A 1,987-nucleotide genomic window follows, 5' to 3' on the forward strand; every position below is an offset into this window, starting at 1 on the left:
CCGTACGCCCTTCGCGAAACCCATCACACACTGCTGGCGATCCCGCTCAAGCATCCGACGGCGAACAATCTCAGCGTGCTGAATCAGCGGATCAACGCGGTTTACCAAGCCGATGTGGAGGCGCGGGCGACGGGTGATGCGTACGTGAAAAGTCCGTTGCAGCGGGGCGTGGATGAGCATGTCGAGTCGGCTAACAGCCGGGTTCATCGCGTGCTGGGCTCGTTGCCGTTTGCGGCGGGGGTTTTGATGTTGGAGGCTTGGAATGTGAGGGTGGAGTGGGAGGCGGCGGAGCAGGTGACGCGGGAGAAGGGTCTATTTCGATCTCGTCTATCTATGATCGGGGCCGGCCTTGATCTAGCTTTAGCGCTGGAAATGTTGACGGTAAAACTTGCCAGTACGCAGTCTGTTTTAGCAGCAAGTCGCAAGGTTATGTTCACTATTTCAGATGACACCGCGAAATTAATCTTCCGTCGTTTCGAAAAGCACTTAGTCAGAAAAATATCTGTTCGTCTCATAGCGCAAATAGCAACTGGGGCTGTTTTCGCCTTTATCAATTTTTACGACATCTGGTACGCCCGGCGGTGGGGGGACGACGCAATGTGGGGCTATTTGATGATGGCGGTGGGCGGCTCCATCAGCGCTCTCAGTAACTTGATCGTTAGTAGCGTCACCTTTCTTGGTCTGGGGCCGGGCGGTTGGGCCGCGCTGATATTGATCTTGATCGGTGCCGGATTGGCCTGGTGGCTGAGCGACAAGCCTATCGAAGAATGGCTGGTCAATGGCCCGTTCGGCACTCAAGTTCATTCAGATAATGCGCACCTGCTGGATCCGCAACGTGGTTTTTATTACCTGATCAGTTTGTTTGCCGACATTCGCATCAACATAGGCCCCAACCCTCAATTCGTCCCCAATGCCAAACTCGACTTTCGCGCCAGGACACCTTTTCAAGTGATCTCGTCCAATACCTGCATTCGCATTGAAAGTAACTTGCCGGGCTTAATTGCAAACCTCGGCACCCTGAACATCAATGCCCACTGTAGACTTAATACCTTCGAACTCAAAGCGAGTCGCCTCAAAAGTGAAACGGTGCCGTTCACAAAACTGATCGATAGCCGTCTCGTCCCACCCAATGCCCAACGGCTGCTACCGCAGGGGCTGGAACTGTTTTTCAAAACCCCAGCGAGCTACGCGTTCGACGCGGTAACAGGCTCATCCGGCATCGCCCATCAATGGCAAGTCCGGGCTCAGTGTGTACTGGAGCAACACCATCAACGCTGGCACTTTCCTGCGCCACCACCGAAGGATGGGACGCCGTTTGATGCCACCCATATAAAACCCAACTTCGGCAGTGAGGGTGAGCTTTATTGGGCAGATGAAGTGACACATACATCACGAGACACTAACAAATGACCCAGGAATCTTATTACGCCAAGACGGCTTATGGGTCGAGCGAGGTGCCCGAGCAAGAGCCATCCAATGAACGACCATGGATCATGCGGTTTGCCAAGGTCAGACTGCCTTGGGGCAATGCCGACGAAGTAACGCCCGTCAGTTTTGTGGAGGATTACTCGCCACGAGATCTTCGAAATCAAGAGAAACTGAAGAGAGAGCGTGAAGAGCAAATAGCCGAAGGTATCTATACTCCGAGTCCATTCGAGCATATTGATTTTCATATGAGGGATGATCACGAAAGTTTTAGGTATGCACTCCTTCCTGCGGGCTCACACTTCTTGCTATACATGAAAACGTTCGGAAAAGTTATTTTCTTCCTGCTTTCCATTGTCAGTGCTCCTATATTTTTTTTGGATGTTGCAACCGGAAAAATGCCTGCATGGGAATCAATAAAAAGTTGGTTTTTTGATTTTTTTTCCTTGATTCTCGGCCTACCACTTCTCTCCTGGGCCATCGGCTCATTCGTCATCAAGCACTTCCCCAACCTCTGGATAAAACCCTCCCGAGGCCCCATCTGGGAGCTCAACCGCCGTAC

2 pseudogenes are annotated in these 1,987 nt (G+C 52.1%); both read left to right on the forward strand.

What is annotated here, in order from left to right:
• Positions 1-1,410: pseudogene (locus tag AC1Q6D_RS33085) on the forward strand (hypothetical protein); the annotation flags it as partial.
• Positions 1,407-1,987: pseudogene (locus tag AC1Q6D_RS33090) on the forward strand (hypothetical protein); the annotation flags it as partial. The pseudogenes AC1Q6D_RS33085 and AC1Q6D_RS33090, both read left to right, overlap by 4 nt.

This window comes from Pseudomonas sp. MT92 (assembly GCF_058792515.1).